Source organism: Bacteroides sp. (genome assembly GCA_036351255.1).
Lineage (GTDB): Bacteria > Bacteroidota > Bacteroidia > Bacteroidales > UBA7960 > UBA7960.
This window is the reverse complement of record JAZBOS010000036.1, coordinates 13,380-32,220: the sequence shown is the minus strand read 5'-3', so window position 1 is coordinate 32,220 and position 18,841 is coordinate 13,380. Positions and strand designations below refer to the sequence as shown.

The window sequence follows — 18,841 nt, the reverse complement described above, 5'->3', positions numbered from 1 at the left end:
TTCCCCTATTTCTTCCGCCAGAAAAACCTGGGTACCATCATCGGTGCACGCACCTGGGGCGGACTGGTTGGCATCTCAGGCAACGCACGTCTGGCCGATGGGGGTAACATCTCCGTACCCCGCTTCGGAATTTACAACCAGGAAGGCGAATGGATCATTGAGGGCATTGGCATTTACCCTGACATTGAAGTCATCGATGCCCCGCACCTGGTGGCCCGAGGACAGGATCCCGCACTGGAAAAGGCCATTGAGGTCCTCCTGAAAGAACTGGAAGAAAATCCTCCGAAAAAGTGGATTACCCCCGAAGATCCTGACCGTTCGGAATGGATTGAGGAGAGGATCCGATAAGGATTTTGGAAGGGTTGTCGTTGTTGTCTTAGTTGTCATTGTTGTCATTGTTATCGCTGTTTAAGTTTCTTAAACAAAAACGCGAAGCAGACAACAAGGACAACGCGAAGCAGACAACAAGGACAACCCTTTATCCCTTCCTGGCTTCAAAATGTTGCTCCAGCAGGCGGGCAACGTATTTGCCAATAATATCAAATTCAAGGTTGACCACGGAACCCACCCTGAAATCACCAAAGTTGGTGTGCTCATAGGTGTAGGGAATAATGGCCACAGAGAACAGGCCAGGTTCTGAATCTACCACTGTCAGGCTTACCCCGTTCACCGAAATGGAACCTTTTTCCACGGTGATATTCTTAGGGCCGCGATCGTATTCAAACCAAAACTTCCAGCTACCATCGAGTTCTTCCACGCGCTTGCACACAGCGGTCTGGTCCACGTGCCCCTGAACGATATGCCCGTCCAGGCGCCCGTCAATACGCATACAGCGTTCCAGGTTCACCCGGTAGCCTTCCTGCCAGGTGCGCATATTGGTCTTGTCAAGCGTTTCCTGGATAGCCGTAACGGTATATTGTTTCTTCTCCTTGTCAACATTCACCGTGGTCAGGCACACCCCGTCGTGCGACACGCTCTGATCCACTTTTAATTCATCCGCAATGGGCGTTTCCATCGTGAAATGGATATTGCCCCGGTCTTTTTCAATTTTTACCACCTGCGCGGTGGTTTCTACGATTCCTGTAAACATATTTCTCGGTTTAAATGATTTTCTATCAATGAATATCCTTTCAGCAATTTTCAAGCTGGCCTTTTCTTCATGCTGAACAGCTTCGTGATCTGAATGATGACCAGCGCCAGGTTGATCCCAATCAGCAAGCCCAGCACAAAATGGTAAAGGTCGGGAACAGTATGCATAGCGGACTCAGGGAAGATCCTCCAGGTTCCCCTGAAATGCTGGTAATAATGCTCCTGCTGCTCAGGACTGGCTTCAACGATCCAGGTTCGCCAATGGGCATTAAACTGCAAAAGGCCCCAGGCGGCCAATAATGGGAAGGCAGCAAGGGAAACATACTTCCATTGCATGACCATACCAGCCAGCAGCAAAACAAGCAAAACCATCAAGATTCCCATAGGGCCCAGCAGGGAGGCAGTCCCCTCAATCAGCAATTCTGGAATAGGAAAAAACACCAGGGAATACCATAACACCAGGCTCAGGAAAAAGAAAAAAGCAAGCTTATTTTGCATTTCTTTTTGGGGCTTTAAGAATGAAAACGCAATTCAGACAACCCTGCAAAAATAGAAGATTCCAGTGAAAAACCCCAAAAGGCCCGGAATGATTTATCAGGCCTTCTTATTCGTAAAAGAATATGTTCCCTTCCTGCACTGGCAGCTGTCTGACAAAACCTTCTTCAAGCGAAATAAATGTTTCTGTGGCTGTTACTTCTGGGATGGTCTGTATCTTCTCGACAATGATCTTTTTCAGGTGCTCATTGTTCTTGGTAAACACTTTCAGAAAAAGGGAGTATTTCCCTGAAATGTGATGGCATTCGACGATTTCAGGGATTTTCTTGATGGCCTGGAACACCTGCTCGTGGGTGGAAGTACTTAACAGGTTCACCTGTATCCCGATAAAGGCGCAGGTGTAATAACCGAGCCCTTTGGGGTTGAGGCAAAACTGCGAGCCATCGAGAATGCCGGCATCCATAAGCTTCTGAACACGCTGGTGAACGGCTGCTCCGCTGATACTACACATGCGGGCAACTTCAAGAAATGGCATCCGCGCATTGGCCGCCAAGATCTCCAGGATCTTTTTATCTGTGCTATCAATCTGAAAGCCTTTTTCCATAAAAGAATTTTTTTCTAATCAAATTATTGCAAATTTAAAGCTTTTTGCTTACAAATTATAAGCACATTGCATTTTATTTTCTTTTATTCTAACGACAATAGGTTCGTTTTCAGAAAATTCAATATTTTTGCAAAACAAACCGGCGCTTATTTTCTTTTTGAAAAACCAGGTGCCTAAAAAACAACAGAACATGAAATTTGATCCCGCATCCAACATTCAGGACCTGCTTCAGTTTGGCGAATTTGGCGACGTGAATCCTTCCATTACCGATTCGGCAACCTACACCTTTTTGGAAGCCAAAACCATGCTCGACACCTTCCACGGTGAACAGCAGGGCTGTTTCCTCTATTCACGCCACTGGAATCCTTCCAACAAATACCTGGCCGATGCCCTCGCCGCCATGGAAGGCACCCAGGCTGCCTGGGTCCCTGGTTCGGGCATGGCTGCCATCACCAGCGCCATTCTCCAGCTCTGCAATACCGGCGACCACATCGTTTCGAGTATCACCACCTACGGGGGAACCTTTGCCTTTATGGCCAACTACTTGAAAAAGTTTAAGATCGAAGTCACTTTCGTGGATGTCACCAACCTGCAACAGGTTGAAAAAGCCATCCGCCCCAACACGACCATGATCTACACCGAGTCGATGACCAACCCGCTCTTGCAGATCTCCGACCTGCCCGCCCTGGCCCAGATCACCCGCAAACACAAGATCAAACTGGTGGTTGATAATACCTTCACCCCAATGATGATCGCTCCCGCCAAATGGGGCGCCGATGTTGTGGTATACAGTATGACCAAGTTCATCAACGGCAAGAACGACTGTGTGGCTGGGGCCATCTGTGCCGACGAGGAATTTATTGCAGCCCTATCGGATGTCAATTCAGGCACAGCCATGCTGCTGGGCCCGGTGCTCGATCCCATGCGCTCATCCAGCATCCACAAAAACCTGCATACCCTCCATATTCGAATGAAACAGCACAGCCACAACGCCATGTACCTGGCTGAAAAGTTCAAAACCGTAGGATTACGGTTTGTTTATCCCGGCATGCACGAACATCCGCAGCACGAGCTAATGAAAAAACTGATGAACCCCGATTTCGGCTTTGGAGGCATGATTGCCATTGATCTCGAAACCAGTGAACGCGCCGCCCGGTTTATGGAAATGATGCAGAAGGAAGGTGTGGGTTACCTGGCCGTAAGCCTGGGGTATTTCAAAACCCTCTTCAGCAACTCAGGCAAGAGTACTTCGAGCGAAGTACCCGAGGATGTCCAGAAAAAAATGGGCCTCTCCGAAGGCCTGGTGCGCTTCTCCGTTGGCCTTGACAACGATATTGAGCGCAGTTGGCTCAAAATAGAAAAATGCCTCAGCGCATTGGATACCATTTAAATTTCCTTCATTCAATTTTGTTTTGTTTTCCACCCGGGAAAGAATGTTTTCATAAGGTTTTTCAAATCCCGGGTGGTTTTTTCAAAAAGTTAAATCGACCGTTCATAGTACTTTTAACTTTTTTTATATTAATTTTTCCATTGATATAAAACAAAATCCGGTTTTCAGAGTTATAATTTTAGAACCCTGATCTTAAACCCTGAAATCGAAAATAGATAAAAAAAGACATTGGTTTCTTTTCATGTTGTTGTTTTGGTTAGTTGATTGGTGGCCCCGGGACAGAAAACTGTCCCGGGGTTTTTTGTAGCCATTCCGATTGGAGATACTTCATCCAGGTCTTCTGTAGTTGAATCAGCATCATTTCATAACTAATTGATTTTCTTTACCTTCCCATTCTAAGGAAAAACCAGGGTAATAGTTAATACGGAGTTTATTCGGAGTTTATACGGTTTAAACCGTATAAACTCCGACCATGGTCCCTCTTTGATCCCTCTTTCCCGGGTCAACAAAAAGGCCAGGATTCATTTATAATGGTGGGGTTAAAAATAAAAATCCCCCCGGAACTCACTTTGCAAAGTGTCAGGGGGGATCATCTCTTACTATTGTCCTGATTAGTTCAGGCGATGGACCTCAATTTCAGGATTTCCCCACATCATAAAGATGGTTTGGGGAATCTGAACATTCTGCATATAGGGGCCTCTAACCGGATCTTTTTCGCCGGCAGCCAGGCGGAACAGTTCCTGTCCGGGTCCTTTAACATATAATGGCACCAGGGTGTTGGTGTGGTTGCCAAAGTTAAATTTTGCCTGTAGCAGCTGTCCTTTCCCGTTGCTGACCACCGGGGCATTTACCTGTTCGGGGTGTGAAGGGCCAGTGAGGTAACCGGTTTCGTGGTCAGCGGTAAGGATGATCAGGGTTTCTTCCCAGCTGCTGTTGGCTTCCACCCATTCAATGGCCGCCTGGATGGCGTTGTTCAGGTCGATTTGTTCTTCAATCACCCTTCCCAGGTGATTATCGTGGCTTGCCCAGTCAATGGCCCCGCCTTCGATCATCACAAAGAAACCCTTGTCGTTCTGTCCCAGCACATTGAGGGCCGTGCGGGTCATTTCTTCCAGGGTGGGGATGCCCTCGTTGAAGGGCTGGCTGAATGGAAGCGTCTCATTTTCGCCATCGGTACGCCCTTGCTGGAGGGTAGAGTTCACTTGTGGAATGCCCATTACGCGGGCGGGGGTTTCACCGCTGGCCAGTTTCACGAAATCTTCGCGGGTCTGGATCAGCGTCCAGGGGTCAGCCTGCCCGTCGCCGTCGCTGTCCTGCACGCGAAGGGTTTGTCCGCCGGCATTAAACTCGGTGCGGCCATCGTTGGCCAACAGCTGCTGCCAAATCTCGCGCCCCCCAACATAGCGGTCGTTATTCTCGGAAGGTTTTCCGTCATCGCTGAAGTCAGGATTTCCGGCTGCGAGGATCAGGTCGAGGCGGGTGTTGAACAGCATGTAGCGGGCGATTTCGTCATAATTGCCGCGATCAGCATTGTGGGCTGCAAAGGTAGCAGGGGTAGCATGGCTCATATGCACACTGGACACTACCCCGGTCGATTTCCCCAGCACTTTGGCAGCCTCGCTGAGCAATGTGAGGGTATCGCCATCGACACCCAGCCCAATCGTACCATTGTATGTCTTTCTGCCGGTAGACAAAGCCGTTCCTCCGGCACCGCTGTCGGTATAATCGGTATTGTTGTATGCAGGGACACTCCATGCCAGTCGCGGGCTATACCCGTTGCTGTAAACAATCTCCTCCTCGGTTTTACTGATCACCGCCGGATAAGTGGCCACCGATAGCTTGGTCCAGTCATCCTGTTCGTATGGCTGGGCCTTATCGTGGCCATAAGCATAATAATTGGCGGCCAGCACATGGTTGTAACCCATCCCATCGCCGATAAAGAAAATGATGTTTTTTGGTTTGGGCAGGCTTTCCTGCTCCGACATTATAGCAGGAGCCTGGGTACAGGAGATCATTCCCAGCAGGAAAATTCCAAAAATTATCCTGTTTTTCTGGTTCTTACGAAATGTGAACATTTTTGAAAGGGTTAAAATTATTTTATTATTCGTATTCAACTATTTGAATATAAAGGTACTGAAAAAAAACAGCCCTTTAAAGAAGGGAACAAATTTCAGGATTTTTTAACATTAAAACAAAAAGGCCCTTTCGGGCCGGGTAAAAACAATTGGAGAGGGATGAATTGCTGAAGATCAGTAATTCAATCGCGTGAAGGAAAGAAACACATCCCACATCTCGCGGAAAGAAGCAGGCATACACTCAGAAGCATTGGGTTCTTTTTTCCCGGATAAGGCTTTGGAAATCCCGGGAGATGGCCTGGTTCCCTTCCCGTTTTCATTGGGGCGATTAAAAGGTTTTTTCTTGAATTTTTTCATAATAACCCCCTTTCTTTTTTACAAAAGTATACTATTGGATGAAAATTAAAAACTTTTTTAAACATTTGTTTATTTATGCGGATATATTCAATTGTTTACATCTGTTTGATTCTTCTGTCAGGGCTATTCACGTATGAGAATTGACCAGCAAGGGTAAATGGCCTGTGAGCCCAAAAGGTAAAAAAAGGAAAGTGACGAAAAGAAATTGATTAATTTTACATGCAAAAGGGGTGAGACAGGACAAGCATGGATGTATTATACCTTTCGTATGATGGCATGACGGATGCCCTGGGCCGTTCGCAGGTGATTCCATACCTGACGGGGCTTTCGAAAAAGGGGCACCGGATTCACGTGATCAGTTGTGAAAAACGTGATACCTTTAAGAAGGATGCCCCGGAGGTGAAAGCGATCTTTGCCGAAAACAATATCGGCTGGAAGCCCTTGAAGTTTTCGACCTTTCCTCCCCTGCTCTCCAAACTTTTCGACCTTTACAAACTCAGGCGAACCGCCTTGCGGCAGCATCGAAAAACCCCCTTTGAAATCGTTCATTGCCGCAGCTACATTGCTTCCTTTGCGGGCATATATATGAAAAAACGTTTTGGGCTGCGGTTCGTTTTTGATATGCGGGGATTTTGGGTGGACGAGCGTTTTGAAGGAAACATCTGGAACCCCAAAAGTTTTTTTTACCGCAAGGTTTACAAGTATTTCAAGCGGCGGGAAAAGGAGTTCTTTGCCCAGGCTGATGCGGTGGTCAGCCTCACTGAGAGCGGTCGCAGGATCATTGGCCAGTCGTTTGGAGAAGAGGTTGAAAAACGCACTTCGGTGATTCCCTGCTGCACCGATGTGGATTTGTTTTCTCAACAATATATCAGCGATGAAAGGAAGCATGCCTTGCGCAAGCAACTGGGCATTGAACAAGCGCATTTTGTGCTTTCATACCTGGGAAGCATTGGCACCTGGTATATGACGGCCGAAATGATGGCCTTCTTCAGGCGCTTGCTCAGGATTTTCCCGGATGCACGCTTTCTTTTCATTACTGGAGAAGATCCGGAACATATCATCCGGGAGGCCACCCAGGCTTATGTGGATCCCCTCAACGTGATCGTGGTAAAAGCCGGCAGGAAAGACGTTCCCGAATACCTCAGCATATCGGATATTTCAATTTTCTTTATCAAGCCGGTATTTTCGAAAAAGGCTTCAAGCCCCACCAAACAGGCCGAGATCATGAGCATGGGCATCCCTTTCATCACCAATAAGGGCGTTGGGGACACCGACGCCATTGTGAAGGAAACAGAGGTGGGCATATTGGTGGATGAATTTACGGATAAGGCCTACGATGAGGCTATTGGCCAGATTGCCGACATCATGAGGAAACCACCCGAGCTCATAAGGGACTGCGCCCTGACACATTTCAACCTGGAAATGGGGGTAGAAAAATACGATAAGATCTACCGGAGTCTGCCAAGCTGATGCTGTCCTCTGGAAAGCTCTCTTTTGAGAAATCCTTTCCTTATCCTGCCAGAAACTTGACAGCGGATGCCTTGAAGCTGGCCCAAACCGTTTTTCCCTGTACGATGTTCATTTTTTCAAAGGAGTGCCGGCTCAGGGAGGCTACAAGCTCAAGCCCGGCATCAATCAGGATCTCCATCCCGTTTCCGCTGAGGTATGCCTCGCGAACGACACCCTTCAATTGGTTCAGGGCAGAGCTCTCGAGCGGATTTTCCGAAAGGACGATATCCTCCTGTGGAATCATTACAAAGCCTTCTTTTCCTGTTTCATTGCCCAGGAAAGAAATATGCTGACCACCAGGCAAAATGGCTTGCAGGGAATTTTCCGGCCCGGCGGATAGTTCCACGCTACAAGAGAAAATATTCTTAATTCCGCTAAACCGTGCAACAAACTCCGACCTGGGGTGCCGGAACACTTCTTCGGGGGTCCCTACTTGGGCCAGGCGGCCGTTTTCGATGACCGCCACTTGGTTGGCCAGCGTGGCTGCTTCCATAAAATCGTGCGTGACGTGAATTATTGTTTTTCCACTGCGATTGATCTGGCGCAATAATTTCCTCAGGCCAGTTTTCAGTTTGACGTCAAGGTTTGCCAGGGGTTCATCGAGCAGCAGGATATCGGGGTCAGCGGCCAGGGTACGGGCCAGAGCTACACGCTGGGCTTCCCCCCCTGAGAGGGTGCCTGGAAAGCGGTCGAGCAAGTGATCAACGCCGGTTTCACGAGCCAGTGAAAGCACGCGCTTCCTTTGTTCGGCGGCAGGCACTTTGCGGACTTTCAGGGCATAGGCGATATTGGCAAAGACGTTGAGGTGCGGAAAAAGGGATAAGTCCTGATAGACCAATCCCACCGGCCGTTGCTGAATACGTGTCTGGGTAATGTCGCGGTCATTCCAGCGGATTTCTCCTTTATCAGGTTTTACCAGTCCGGCCAGTACTTCGAGCAAAACGGTTTTACCGGCTCCCGAAACCCCGAGCAGGGCAAGATAATCGCCAGGAGCAATGCTAAGAGAGACTTCCTCCAGTGAGAAATCGCCGAAGCGAATGCTGATGTCCTTAATTTCTAACATGAACAGGGTTTTTTGACAACAGCCGCATGAGGATAAAAATTACCAGACATACCAATACAAATACAGCAGCCACCGGCCGGGCATAACTCAGGCCGAAGGCATTGAAGCGTTCCCAGATAAGCACTGGGGTAATCATGGGGTGATAGGCGATGATGACCACTGCCCCGAACTCACTCAGGCCGCGGGCCCACATCATGACCAGTCCGCTCAGCACCGATCTTTTTGCCAAGGGCAGGGAAATGGTGAAGAAAACACGCCAGGGGGATGCCCCCAGGTTGAGGGCAGCCTTTTCCAGCTTTTCCGGAACTGCCTCAAAGCCATCGCGTGCGGCATTGATCAGGAAGGGAATACTCACAAAAGCCATGGCCAGGATAATGCCAGCCACTCCCCCAACAAATGAAATACCCGCCGCTTCTCCCGCCTTCCCCAACCAAGTGCCACGGCTAACCACTCCAAGGATGGCAATCCCGGCTGCCGAATGTGGAATGACAATGGGAAGGTCGACCAGGCCATTGACCAGACCCTTCAAAAAGAAGTCCTTACGGGCCAGCACATAGGCCAGGGGAATGGAGGCAACCCCAAACAACAGGGTGCCCGCCAGCGAGCTGAGCAGGGTGAGCCGGATGCTCCGAAGCACAGCAGGGTCGGCAATGACCTGTGAATACTGGGGCAAGGAGGTTTTCAGAAAGATCCCTGCAAGTGGAGCTACAATGAACAGCAGCACCAGCCCGCTGAGGAACAAAAACACCATGCTCAGTTTCCAGTTTCGCAACATATGCCGGGAATCAAAAAAGCAAATATACCTGTTTTGCCTTGAATAGGGAAGCATATTGCCTGCCTGTTATTTTTGTATATTCGTGAACAAAATTCACGGTCATGGAACGCTACGTTAAGAACGAAAAGATGCTTAGCCCAGAAGAAAACCGGCGTCTTCGCTCCATCAGGGCTGCCGTTGCAGGTTGCGGGGGCTTGGGAGGCTATATTATTGAAATGCTGGCCCGCCTGGGCATCGGTCACCTCACCCTGATCGACGGGGATGTATATGAACCTTCCAACCTGAACCGGCAGATCTTTTCTACACCCCACAACCTGGGAGAGCCCAAGGCCCGGGAAGCAAAACACCGCGTCAGGGAAATCAACCCCGATATTGAGACCGAAGCAATCTATGAATTTATTACAGAGGAAAATGCACAGGCAATTCTGGCTGGACATGACCTGATTTTTGATGCCCTCGACAATGTGAGTTCGAGGCGAATAGTTGAAAAAGCCGCTGAAGCCCTGGACATCCCCATGGTGTTTGGCGCCATTGCAGGCTGGTACGCCCAGGTGTGCACCATCCTGCCGGGGGACCGGATGGTTGAAAAAATCTTTCCGGACACGTTTAATAAAGGAGCTGAGACCCTGCTGGGCAACCCTTCCTTCACCCCTGCCCTGGCAGCCTCCATTCAGGTGGCCGAAGCCCTGAAAGTATTGCTTGGAAAAGGTCACTTGCTCAGAAATAAATTGCTGATGATCAACCTGCTGGAGCAGCAATACGAGGTGGTTGAACTTTAAAAAAAAATCAGAAAATTTTCTGGAATTTAAATCCTGATTTGTTTCCATTCATATTGACTGGTAATAGGTTGGTTACAATGGCAGAAAAGCAGCGGCATTTTTAGTGCTACCCATCCCCAAGGATTCGGGACAAAAGGATTGAGGCCTGATTAGGACAAATCCATAGCCATTCTCCCGGAAAATGTTGGTACCTTTGCACCTGAAAAATTGTGCGAAAATGATTCGTTTTGAAGAAGCCCAGGAGATCATCCTGTCAAAGGTAAAACCCACCGGAACTGAGCGGGTTGACTTTAACGACTCCCTTTACCGGGTGCTTGCCGAGGATGTTTTTTCTGATGTAGATATGCCCCCCTTTGATAAGTCCGCCGTGGATGGTTATGCCTGCCGAAGGGAAGACCTTGGCAGGGATCTGGATATCCTGGAGGTAATCCCTGCCGGAAAGATTCCAACAAAACCCATTGGGAAAGGTCAATGCACCAAACTAATGACCGGAGCCATGGTGCCACCCGGGGCCGATACGGTGATCATGGTTGAGCACACTGAAGAGATCATGGATGGGTTGGTCAGGTTTACCGGCCTGAAAACTTCATCCAATATTGCCATCAAAGCAGAGGATTTAAAAAAAGGTGACTTGGTGCTTAAAAAAGGGACCTTGATCCTTCCGCAACATATTGCGATTCTGGCCTCAGTGGGTTGGGTACAGCCATTGGTGGGCCGCCAGGCGAGGGTAGCCATTCTATCAACCGGAGATGAACTGGTAGAACCAGCCAGGGAACCTGGTCCTGGACAGATCCGCAATAGCAACGGCTTCCAGCTGATTGCACAGGTCAGGGCTGCCCATTGCATTCCAAACTACATGGGCATCATCCCCGACGATGAGAAAGCTACCGACCGTGCCATCAGTAAAGCCCTGGCAGAAAACGACATGGTGCTGCTGACCGGGGGCGTTTCGATGGGGGATTTTGATTTCGTCCCCAAGATCATGCGTAAAAACCAGGTTGATATCTTGTTTCAAAAAGTAGCCGTAAAACCTGGTAAACCTACCGTTTTTGGAAAAACAGAACGAGCCTATATCTTTGGGCTCCCCGGAAACCCGGTGTCTTCCTTCATCAATTTTGAAGTGTTTGCAAAACCCCTGTTGTATCGAATGATGGGATTTGACTGGAAACCTGAGACGCTCTCCCTTCCTATGGGTATTGACTTTCAGCGCAAGAAAGCCGACCGTCTGGAGTTTCTTCCCGTGATCATTGACGACTCAGGGAATGTGAGCCCTGTAAGTTATCACGGGTCTGCCCATATCCACGCCATGTGTCTTGCCGATGGCATTATGCGCATTCCTGCGGGAATTCATGAAATCAAAAAAGGAGTGACAGTTGATGTTAGACCAGTATAACCGAAAAATAAACTATTTGCGCATTTCTGTTACAGATCGCTGTAACCTCCGTTGCCGGTATTGTATGCCGGAAGAAGGGGTACCATTCATCCCTCATGCTGAGATCCTGCGGTTTGAAGAAATCAGGGACGTGGTAAAGGTAGCCGTCCGTATGGGGGTGGAAAAAGTTCGCCTGACCGGAGGTGAGCCGCTGGTGCGCAAGGGGATTGTTGACCTGGTCAGGATGATTGCTGAGGTGCCCGGGGTGAAGGATTTCTCCATGACCACCAACGGGATTTTGCTGGGAGAATTTGCTGTTCCCCTAGCAGAAGCGGGGCTGCAACGTGTTAATGTCAGCCTGGATTCACTGGATCCGGAGACTTATGCCTGGATCACCCGGGGAGGTGACGTCAGTAAGGTGCTGGCGGGCATTGAAGCAGCCCGCAATGCTGGTCTGGGACCCATTAAGGTGAACTGTGTCATAAAGGAGAGTCGGAATGAAAAAGATGCGGTTGCGGTAAGAGACTACTGCCATAAAAACGGACTCCAGATCAGGTATATCAGGGAAATGAATCTCCATACAGGGGAATTTGGAGTTGTAGACGGGGGAAGCGGCGGCGACTGCCGTCACTGTAACCGCCTAAGGCTTACCAGCAATGGGATGATCAAACCCTGCCTGTTCAGCGATCTGGAATTTAGTGTGAGGGAGCTGGGAGCAAGGCAGGCCATTGAAAAGGCTTTAATTCACAAGCCAGAAAAAGGCACTGTAAACCTCCAAAACTGCTTTAATAACATTGGAGGCTAAGGACCAACAGCGCTTTAAATATTCGGCCCATAAACTGATAAATGCTTAAAACGCCATGAATAAATTTTCACATACTGACGATAAAGGCAAGGCCACAATGGTGGACGTAGGGGATAAGCCGGTTCAGCATCGTATGGCCAGGGCTTCAGGGTTTATCAGCTTACAAAAAACAACGGTTGAATTGATCCGTGAGAACCAGATGAAAAAGGGCGATGTGTTGACCGTAGCCCAGATCGCAGGTATACAGGCGGCCAAAAAGACATCTGACCTTATCCCTTTGTGTCACCCCCTGCAAATCACCAAAGTGGATGTCAAGGCCAGTTTAAAAGAGGACGGCGTAGAGGTGCAAACACTGGTGAAGTGCAACGGGCAGACTGGCGTGGAGATGGAAGCCCTAATGGCAGCCAGCGTTGCCTTGCTCACCATATACGATATGTGCAAGGCGGTCGACAAGGAGATGGTTATTCATGAGGTCGTCCTTTTAGAAAAGAAAAAGGAATAAGCCTTCCCGTAGAATTATTTAACGCACATTCAATTTTAAAATGAAGATATTATCAGTCAATATTTCTAAGGAAACAGGGACCATAAAAAAACCTGTCAGTGAAATCAGGCTCGACAAGTATGGCATCCAGGAGGATGCCCATGCTGGGAACTGGCATCGTCAGGTGAGCTTACTGGGGAAAGAGAGCGTTGATCGTTTTTCGGCCCTTGCGGGACGCAAGATCGCCTTTGGAGAGTTTGCCGAGAACCTCACCACTGAGGGACTTGAGCTGGTGAATACCTCTCCCCTGGATCGTTTGATTGGAAAAGAGGTTGAACTGGAGATCACGCAGATCGGGAAGGAATGTCACGGCAGCAGTTGCGCCATCTTCAGGGAAGTCGGCAATTGTGTCATGCCCAAAGAGGGCATTTTTGCGCGGGTGATCCGCCCTGGCATCTTGCGCCCGGGAGATGAGCTGGAATATGTTCCCAAGGTGTTGCGCTTTCAATTGATCACCCTGAGTGACCGGGCCAGCAGGGGCGAATATGAAGACCGCAGCGGACCAAGGATTGCAGCATTGCTTGAAAAACATTTTGAGAACCTGCCCAGGAACATTCAGATCGAAAGCAGGATCATTGCCGATGACGCTCTCGCCCTTGAAAAGATGATCAATGAATCCGTTCAGGAAGGGGTGGATACCGTAATCACCACAGGAGGAACTGGCGTTGGACCACGCGACATTACTGTAGAAACCATAAGACCAAAACTCGACAAAGAGGTTCCCGGCATTATGGAACTGATTCGGGTAAAATACGGCGGTCAAAAACCGAATGCCTTGCTTAGTTGCGGTGTGGCGGGATTCATTAAAAACACAATGGTATATACCCTACCGGGAAGCGTAAAGGCAGTTAACGAGTATATGGAGGAGATACTGAAAACACTGGAACACCTGATCTATATGCGGTACGGACTGGATGTACATTAAAATTAAAAAGGGGCCTTTTAGGCCCCTTTTTAATTTCATCTGTTTCCTTTAGTCATTCAGGATAATAAAGTCCACGCGGCGGTTAATGCTGAGGTTCTGCTGTGAGAGCGGGTCATTGGGACCGCGGAAGGAAATGGCTAAACGTTCCGGGTCAATCTTAAAGTCGTTGACCAATACATCATATACAGCCTGAGCACGGCTTTCGCTCAGGGAGACGTTGTAAGCCGAAGGACCGGTAATATCCGTATGTCCAACGAGCTCAATCCGAACGTCGGGGTTGGCGGCCATAAACCTTGCTGCAGAAGCGATACGCTCATAGTTGTAGTTGTCAATCGCCGAACTGTTCAGACGGAAGTAAACACTAAGCAGTGCTGCCATTGAAGATTCACTGAGATAGGAGGCTGGTTTGGCATCTGCCAGGGAACTCATACGTGAATTCAGATCGTTTTGTTTTTGATCAATGGCCTGAATCTGCTGACGCAGTTGAGCAATATCCTGATCGTAGGTTGTTTGCTCCAGGCGCTGATCAATTTGATCCACCCTGCGGTCAACCTCGGTAATTCTTTCGGTAATGAACTCCATGCGGTGAGTATCGCCAGGATACATCACCACTGAAGGAGAGGCCCACTTCATGGAACGTGAGTTTTTGCCCAGTTTAAAAATTAACCCCAATTTGGTATAATTGTAAGTATCATACCTGGTGTCATAACGATGGAGGGCATCCAGCTTATCCGTTTGGGTGAAGCGATATACAGACTCAAAGGCCAGGTCAATCCTGGGAGAAAGATAAAAACGAACACCCAAGCCCAGTGGAACAGCCAGATCGGCCAGACGCTTTTCCTTTTCTGAGCCATCCTCTGAATAGCCATAGCTTTTTATCAGCTCATCATTAAGGCTGTCAAAATACTTTGACCGGTATGCAACGACTCCAACACCCAAAATACCATAAATGTCAATCCGGTCGTTTCGCCTCCAGCGCGGCGACAAAAGCTTAGAGAGACTAAGCATTCCGCTGACATTGGCTTCCCAAAGTTCGGAGTTAAAGTTGATGTTCTGGTTTTCATCATTGGCTTTCAACTGGCCAAGCAAAAATGAACCCCTGATGGTAAACACTGGCGTAAAGTGATATTCAGCATTCACCCCACCGGCAAAGGAAAATTCATCCAGAACCCTGAAATAATCCCTTTGTTCGATATCAGTAAAAGGGGTTAAAACACCTCCGTTAATTCCCAAGGAAAACCTATTAAAGCCCGTATTAGCCTGACCTTGTAAAAGCAAAGGCTGAACAAGGAGGACAAAGGCCACTACCATCCCTGAAATGAATTTCATAGTTTTCAAAATAAACAGTTTTTTGGTTAATATTGGCTAATGTTTTCTACCATTCTATAAGTGTTTCAAAATTAACATATATAATTGAATGGCAAAATATTTTTTCCAACAAATGTAATTCTAAGTTTATTTAAATAAGAACATGTTAATGACAAAACACGCTTCTTAACAGGTTCTACGTGGAAATAAAAAGCCAGGTTACAAAATTTCTAATGGCATCCCAAAAAACCCGTTTAGAACAAAGCCCTGACCTGCATAGACCCGGAATGCACAGCCTTTATGCCCTCCGATTTACGTCCGTGATAGGTAACATTCAGCTGAAGCCAGGCATTCAGATTTTGCTGCCAGCTTAAGTTCCAGAGGTTGTTGGTTCCGGCTGAAAGACCCTCCAGCATTTCAAAGGCTATTGGGGTATTGAGATCGAATGGGAAATCAATATTCGACAACTGGAACTTCCCTGTCAGGTTGCCCTTCCCGGGAATGCTGTAACGCATTTCAAGGCCTCCCTTATGAATCCTGGCTTTTTCACCCAGGTCAGCAATAATGTTTTCCTTATCTGCATAGCCATAAAATAAGCTCAACCGCCAGCGGTTTTCATGCTGATAACTGACGACAGGTTCTAAAGCATACGATTCAATCCGGTAGTTGCGGTTAAAGAAAAAGGCAGCAAAATTTTCCTTATCGCCAAGGCTGGCTTGCACTTCTGCAGAAATATTGCGGTTCAGATTCCAGCGCGTTCTCAGGGATGTGCTCTTATTTACACGGCTTTCAAACCCATTGCTGAGTAACATTTTGTTCCGGCTGTCCTGCCAGGTCAGTTCAACAAAAAGCTTCCCCCCTGAGCGGTTAAAAAACAGTGAATTCCGGATCAGGGAGTTTAAGCCCACCACTGCAGTATCTGCAACATCTGTCAGGAAAGGTGAGAACTGGGCAAAGGAAACTTCCCCTTGTTCTTTTTTTTCAATTCTCACGGAAGTCTGGTTGCTGAAGCGGGACAGCAGACCTTTGATCCCTGACTCATCGCGCCAGGCTTGCCTGGGGTCAATGGTCAGGGTATGACTATACCTGGTTGAAAACACTTTTGTAAAATCATCCGTTGGGATGAATACCCGGATGAAATTGGCCTGATCAGGAAACTGCGCCAGTTCAAATTCATCCAGTTCCATAATGCCATTGCCATTATAATCCACCCATGAATACACCCCTTGTCCAGTCGGCACTTCCAGGTAGATATACTCCCGTTTCCTTTCCATTCCGCTGCCCGCCTCATAAAAAAGGGAGGATACCACAGCCCCCTTGATCCAGCTAGAGAAATAATCGAAACGGCCTCCAAAAGTATTATCCGCTGCTTGCCCGCTTAAGGCAAGGGAACGGTGATTCAGGTTTAGAAGAACCCGCTGATCGGGGTTGTTTAACAGCTCATAGGTAAAGCCGGCTTCCGTTGCCTGGGCATCGTCAGAGAAAGCATTGCCAAAGGGTTTACGATCTTTCCGCTGCTGATAATATATACGGTATTGGTTCCTGGCTGAATCAGGCTGGCTGAGAAAAAACTGCCATTCATCAAAGTATACACTGGAAGCCATCAGGCTGTCTGTTTGGTTTGTCCGGCGGCGGTTATCCTCCATCTGGTGTTCAATGCCGGCAGTAAAAAACCACACCCGGCGATTCAGGCCAGTATGATGACGATAAAAGTCCGTTTTTTGTATCCCCTTTGAGTTCAGCAGGCTTCCCTGGTAAAAAAACCTATAAGCGCCAAACTTCATCCGGGAATCAGCCTTGTTCATAAATCCTGAATACTGTGGCCCCTGCTGGAATGACCTGAACTGGTACTTAGCCATTCCACTCTGGGGATGCATCAGCTCAATACCCAGGTTAGTGTTATTTTCTGTTGCGCGATCCAGGTTGTTTTCAAGGTTCCAGTCACGCTCAAACTCCACGGATCTGTAGCGTTCAACCGGATTGAAATGGGTGGACGCCAATTCGTGGCTTCCCGTAAGGCCGAATGTCCACTTGCCATCCCCCCAGGCAGGCAATGGCCGCTTATGATCAAACTTCAGTAACAAACCAAAGCCCATATCATCCTGCTGATCCCTGTCGGAGAACAGATTCAGATCGTGGTTGCTCAGGGCAAATTCAAGGCCTGCAGTGGTGTGCTGACTTATCTTATAATCACCACCAATGGTGAGCATCTGGGCTTTTTTCGGGGTCACAAGCTGGATGATGGGCTCATGCGTTCCCTGCCGTTGGCCATTCATCGGGGCAACCCATTGAAATACCCGCCCGTTGGCCGCAGCGTTCACCTGAATGTAATTCCCCTGCCCCTCTCCAACAAAGGAAAATCCCGGACGGTAGAACGCCCTCTGAGGATCAGTGGAATAGACAAACACCGAATCATAGCCCAAGGTATCCGTCATCAGGTACATTACCCGGTCGTTAAAAAATCCAGTACTGTCAACATTCCAGTCAAAAGCCTGCTGAAGGCTGTCGCCCGCGGCAGCCATCCTGGCGATGCGCTCATCGGTCAATTCCTGGAAAAGAGACTGGTTTTTATGATCCTGCTCAGAAAAGAAATGGATATATAAACCACCCTTCTCATTGGAAACCCTCGTCCCACTGTACAAAACCGAGCGGGCGTAATTTCGCTCGGCATATTCAAACTCAACGACAATACGGCTCTCCCTGGTAATCATACGGCGGGTGGTAAAGGTCAGCTCTGCCATATTGTAGTCAATCACATAGTCGTAATCCATTCCCCGGATCAGCAGTTCTCCGTCAATGAATACCCTTTCCGTGCCGGCAATGATGATGATGAAGCTCTCGTTGTTGGCGCCGCTCAGTTTGTAGGGGCCCTGGTTGCCTTCCACGGCCTGCAACTGATTCCTGACATATTTCCCTTTGGCTATGGCGCCCGCAACGGTAATATCCACCTGTGCCCCGCCCAGCAAACCTTCCCCGTGTGCCTTTGTGGAATAGCTGCCCATTCCACCCTGGGCCCTCCGGTTGAAATTCAGGAAATACCCTTCCGGTCTTTCAAGGGTGAAATCACCGGCAGTTAAATGCCCCCCCAGGCCAGACAATTGAATGAAAACCTTGTCGAACTCCTGAATTTGCCTAGTGGTGCCATCAGGCTGAAAGGGGATGTCCTGATCAGAGATCAAGGCATTGACTTCGATGCTTTCACTCAGGTTACCATTCAGCTGAAGATTCATAGCTGATTGCAGTGAAAGATCCTGACGATTTCCAACGGTAATGCCACGGGTAATGCTACCGGTGCTTTGCAGGCCGCTGACTCCAATTAAGCCCTCATCTGATAACGCAGGAGTCAAAGCAAAGGGAAGAGAAGCCACGCTATCTCCCACTGCGAATATTTCCTCCGGATCCTTATGAGAATACGGAGCTGTAAGCAGGATTGGAAAAACCCGGTACCAAACCTTCAGACTGTCGTTCTGCCAATATTCAGGAACTCTGAGGCTCAGGCGGGCATTCGGGGCATCGAGGGTAAAAAAGGCAGAATCAAGAGGAAGTTTGTCTGGCCCATGAATGGTAAAACTCCCTGGTAAAATGCTCAGGGTATCCAGAACATGCTCATGCTGACCCGCAAAAACATTCCGGGACCTGATACCAGAGCCATCCTGGGAATAGACCGGGAGGATCCCAAAAAGAATGATAATGGCCAGAAAGGCGAAAAAACGTTTCAAATAATATGGCTTAAAAAAGAACTCATATTTCACCA

17 protein-coding genes are annotated in these 18,841 nt (G+C 48.5%); 8 read left to right on the top strand and 9 right to left on the bottom strand.

Annotated elements, in window-relative coordinates:
- Nucleotides 1-348 (top strand): S41 family peptidase (locus tag V2I46_03365; GenBank protein MEE4176527.1); only part of this gene is annotated, 348 nt, incomplete at its 5' end.
- Between the two features lie 130 nt (nucleotides 349-478).
- Here the strand turns inward: V2I46_03365 and V2I46_03360 are convergent.
- From V2I46_03360 to V2I46_03350, 3 genes are all read right to left on the bottom strand, one after another.
- Entirely contained in the window at nucleotides 479-1,090 is a 612-nt protein-coding gene (locus V2I46_03360) for a riboflavin synthase (protein MEE4176526.1), read from the bottom strand.
- Between the two features lie 50 nt (nucleotides 1,091-1,140).
- Nucleotides 1,141-1,587 carry a hypothetical protein gene (locus V2I46_03355; protein MEE4176525.1) on the bottom strand — a complete coding sequence of 149 codons (447 nt, stop codon included), beginning with the start codon at nucleotides 1,585-1,587 and terminating at the stop codon, nucleotides 1,141-1,143.
- A 106-nt stretch (nucleotides 1,588-1,693) separates the two neighbouring features.
- Nucleotides 1,694-2,188 carry an Lrp/AsnC ligand binding domain-containing protein gene (locus tag V2I46_03350; GenBank protein ID MEE4176524.1) on the bottom strand — a complete coding sequence of 165 codons (495 nt, stop codon included), beginning with the start codon at nucleotides 2,186-2,188 and terminating at the stop codon, nucleotides 1,694-1,696.
- Between the two features lie 190 nt (nucleotides 2,189-2,378).
- Between V2I46_03350 and V2I46_03345 the strand changes: the two genes are divergently transcribed.
- Complete coding sequence (locus V2I46_03345) at nucleotides 2,379-3,578, top strand: aminotransferase class I/II-fold pyridoxal phosphate-dependent enzyme (GenBank protein ID MEE4176523.1); 1,200 nt, start codon at nucleotides 2,379-2,381, stop codon at nucleotides 3,576-3,578.
- Nucleotides 3,579-4,189: 611 nt separating this feature from the next.
- Here the strand turns inward: V2I46_03345 and V2I46_03340 are convergent.
- A complete protein-coding gene (locus tag V2I46_03340) occupies nucleotides 4,190-5,653 on the bottom strand; it encodes an alkaline phosphatase (GenBank protein MEE4176522.1) in 1,464 nt (487 codons plus the stop codon).
- Nucleotides 5,654-5,827: 174 nt separating this feature from the next.
- Nucleotides 5,828-6,010, bottom strand: a complete 183-nt coding sequence (locus tag V2I46_03335) for a hypothetical protein (GenBank protein MEE4176521.1) — start codon at nucleotides 6,008-6,010, stop codon at nucleotides 5,828-5,830.
- Nucleotides 6,011-6,256: 246 nt separating this feature from the next.
- Here V2I46_03335 and V2I46_03330 point away from each other — a divergent pair, with 246 nt between their 5' ends.
- Nucleotides 6,257-7,480 carry a glycosyltransferase gene (locus V2I46_03330; protein MEE4176520.1) on the top strand — a complete coding sequence of 408 codons (1,224 nt, stop codon included), beginning with the start codon at nucleotides 6,257-6,259 and terminating at the stop codon, nucleotides 7,478-7,480.
- 40 nt (nucleotides 7,481-7,520) lie between these two features.
- Here the strand turns inward: V2I46_03330 and V2I46_03325 are convergent, their stop codons facing one another.
- Together V2I46_03325 and V2I46_03320 are read right to left on the bottom strand one after the other, a co-directional pair.
- Nucleotides 7,521-8,582, bottom strand: coding sequence for an ABC transporter ATP-binding protein (locus V2I46_03325; protein MEE4176519.1), 1,062 nt, complete (start codon nucleotides 8,580-8,582; stop codon nucleotides 7,521-7,523).
- Complete coding sequence (locus tag V2I46_03320) at nucleotides 8,569-9,357, bottom strand: ABC transporter permease (protein ID MEE4176518.1); 789 nt, start codon at nucleotides 9,355-9,357, stop codon at nucleotides 8,569-8,571. Before V2I46_03320 ends, V2I46_03325 begins: the two co-directional genes overlap by 14 nt.
- 101 nt (nucleotides 9,358-9,458) lie before the next feature.
- On the opposite strand from V2I46_03320, the gene V2I46_03315 reads away from it, so the two are divergent.
- From V2I46_03315 to V2I46_03295, 5 genes are all read left to right on the top strand, one after another.
- On the top strand, nucleotides 9,459-10,136 hold the full coding sequence (locus V2I46_03315) for a HesA/MoeB/ThiF family protein (protein MEE4176517.1): 678 nt from the start codon (nucleotides 9,459-9,461) through the stop codon (nucleotides 10,134-10,136).
- Between the two features lie 217 nt (nucleotides 10,137-10,353).
- On the top strand, nucleotides 10,354-11,529 hold the full coding sequence (gene glp, locus V2I46_03310) for a gephyrin-like molybdotransferase Glp (protein ID MEE4176516.1): 1,176 nt from the start codon (nucleotides 10,354-10,356) through the stop codon (nucleotides 11,527-11,529).
- Between the two features lie 16 nt (nucleotides 11,530-11,545).
- Nucleotides 11,546-12,313, top strand: coding sequence for a radical SAM protein (locus tag V2I46_03305; GenBank protein ID MEE4176515.1), 768 nt, complete (start codon nucleotides 11,546-11,548; stop codon nucleotides 12,311-12,313).
- Nucleotides 12,314-12,368: 55 nt separating this feature from the next.
- Nucleotides 12,369-12,815 (top strand): cyclic pyranopterin monophosphate synthase MoaC, encoded by a 447-nt coding sequence (gene moaC, locus V2I46_03300; GenBank protein MEE4176514.1) that lies wholly within the window; start codon nucleotides 12,369-12,371, stop codon nucleotides 12,813-12,815.
- Nucleotides 12,816-12,855: 40 nt separating this feature from the next.
- Complete coding sequence (locus V2I46_03295; GenBank protein MEE4176513.1) at nucleotides 12,856-13,779, top strand: molybdenum cofactor synthesis domain-containing protein; 924 nt, start codon at nucleotides 12,856-12,858, stop codon at nucleotides 13,777-13,779.
- Between the two features lie 48 nt (nucleotides 13,780-13,827).
- Here V2I46_03295 and V2I46_03290 read toward each other — a convergent pair whose 3' ends face one another.
- Nucleotides 13,828-15,108, bottom strand: a complete 1,281-nt coding sequence (locus V2I46_03290) for an OmpA family protein (GenBank protein MEE4176512.1) — start codon at nucleotides 15,106-15,108, stop codon at nucleotides 13,828-13,830.
- 233 nt (nucleotides 15,109-15,341) lie between these two features.
- Nucleotides 15,342-18,806 (bottom strand): hypothetical protein, encoded by a 3,465-nt coding sequence (locus V2I46_03285; GenBank protein ID MEE4176511.1) that lies wholly within the window; start codon nucleotides 18,804-18,806, stop codon nucleotides 15,342-15,344.
- Nucleotides 18,807-18,841: the final 35 nt, after the last annotated feature.

What these genes read in the sequence shown, in the direction of transcription:
- V2I46_03290 (MEE4176512.1), bottom strand. Translation starts at nt 15,108, where the DNA reads ATGAAATTCATTTCAGGGATGGTAGTGGCCTTTGTCCTCCTTGTTCAG.
- glp (MEE4176516.1), top strand. Translation starts at nt 10,354, where the DNA reads ATGATTCGTTTTGAAGAAGCCCAGGAGATCATCCTGTCAAAGGTAAAA.
- V2I46_03295 (MEE4176513.1), top strand. Translation starts at nt 12,856, where the DNA reads ATGAAGATATTATCAGTCAATATTTCTAAGGAAACAGGGACCATAAAA.
- V2I46_03335 (MEE4176521.1), bottom strand. Translation starts at nt 6,010, where the DNA reads ATGAAAAAATTCAAGAAAAAACCTTTTAATCGCCCCAATGAAAACGGG.
- V2I46_03340 (MEE4176522.1), bottom strand. Translation starts at nt 5,653, where the DNA reads ATGTTCACATTTCGTAAGAACCAGAAAAACAGGATAATTTTTGGAATT.
- V2I46_03325 (MEE4176519.1), bottom strand. Translation starts at nt 8,582, where the DNA reads ATGTTAGAAATTAAGGACATCAGCATTCGCTTCGGCGATTTCTCACTG.
- moaC (MEE4176514.1), top strand. Translation starts at nt 12,369, where the DNA reads ATGAATAAATTTTCACATACTGACGATAAAGGCAAGGCCACAATGGTG.
- V2I46_03360 (MEE4176526.1), bottom strand. Translation starts at nt 1,090, where the DNA reads ATGTTTACAGGAATCGTAGAAACCACCGCGCAGGTGGTAAAAATTGAA.
- V2I46_03315 (MEE4176517.1), top strand. Translation starts at nt 9,459, where the DNA reads ATGGAACGCTACGTTAAGAACGAAAAGATGCTTAGCCCAGAAGAAAAC.
- V2I46_03355 (MEE4176525.1), bottom strand. Translation starts at nt 1,587, where the DNA reads ATGCAAAATAAGCTTGCTTTTTTCTTTTTCCTGAGCCTGGTGTTATGG.
- V2I46_03320 (MEE4176518.1), bottom strand. Translation starts at nt 9,357, where the DNA reads ATGTTGCGAAACTGGAAACTGAGCATGGTGTTTTTGTTCCTCAGCGGG.
- V2I46_03350 (MEE4176524.1), bottom strand. Translation starts at nt 2,188, where the DNA reads ATGGAAAAAGGCTTTCAGATTGATAGCACAGATAAAAAGATCCTGGAG.
- V2I46_03345 (MEE4176523.1), top strand. Translation starts at nt 2,379, where the DNA reads ATGAAATTTGATCCCGCATCCAACATTCAGGACCTGCTTCAGTTTGGC.
- V2I46_03330 (MEE4176520.1), top strand. Translation starts at nt 6,257, where the DNA reads ATGGATGTATTATACCTTTCGTATGATGGCATGACGGATGCCCTGGGC.